Origin of the sequence: Microbispora sp. KK1-11 (assembly GCF_006874435.1) — a bacterium.
Taxonomy (GTDB): Bacteria; Actinomycetota; Actinomycetes; order Streptosporangiales; family Streptosporangiaceae; genus Microbispora; species Microbispora catharanthi.
This window is the reverse complement of record NZ_VIRJ01000115.1, coordinates 1-702: the sequence shown is the minus strand read 5'-3', so window position 1 is coordinate 702 and position 702 is coordinate 1. Positions and strand designations below refer to the sequence as shown.

The 702-nt window shown below is 72.1% G+C and carries 1 protein-coding gene; it reads left to right on the top strand.

Features of this window, described 5'->3' with window-relative positions; translation table 11 throughout:
- On the top strand, positions 1 to 702 hold a 702-nt coding region (locus tag FLW16_RS42985), incomplete at both ends, for a beta-ketoacyl synthase N-terminal-like domain-containing protein (RefSeq protein ID WP_142566726.1).

Genomic DNA, 702 nt, shown 5'->3' with positions numbered 1-702 from the left:
TCGCCGGATTCGACGCCGACTTCTTCGGCATCTCCCGCCGCGAAGCCCTCGCCAGCGACCCCCAGCAACGCCTCCTGCTCGAAGTCGCCTGGGAAACCTTCGAACGCGCCGGCATCGACCCCGCCACCCTCAAGGGCAGCCGTACGGCGGTGTACGCGGGGGTGGCCGACCGCACGTACGGCTCCCGGCTGCCGCAGGTGCCCGACGACCTGGAGGGATATCTGGCCATCGGCAACCTGGGCAGCGTGCTGTCCGGGCGGATCGCCTACACCTTCGGGTTCGAGGGCCCGGCGGTGACCGTGGACACCGCCTGCTCGTCCTCGCTGGTCGCGCTGCACCTGGCCGTCCAGGCGCTGCGTACGGGGGAATGCGACCTGGCGCTCGCGGGCGGCGTCACGGTGATGGCGAGCCCCATCGGGTTCACCGAGTTCTCGCGCCAGCGGGGGCTGGCGCCGGACGGGCGGTGCAAGGCTTTCTCCTCCTCCGCCGACGGGACCGGCTGGGCCGAAGGCGTCGGCCTGCTGCTGGTCGAACGCCTGTCGGACGCGCGTCGCCTCGGCCACCCGGTGCTGGCGGTCATCCGCGGCACCGCCGTCAACCAAGACGGCGCCTCCAACGGCCTGACCGCACCCAACGGCCCCTCACAACAACGCGTCATCACCCACGCCCTCGACAACGCCGGCCTCACCCCCCAAGACGTCG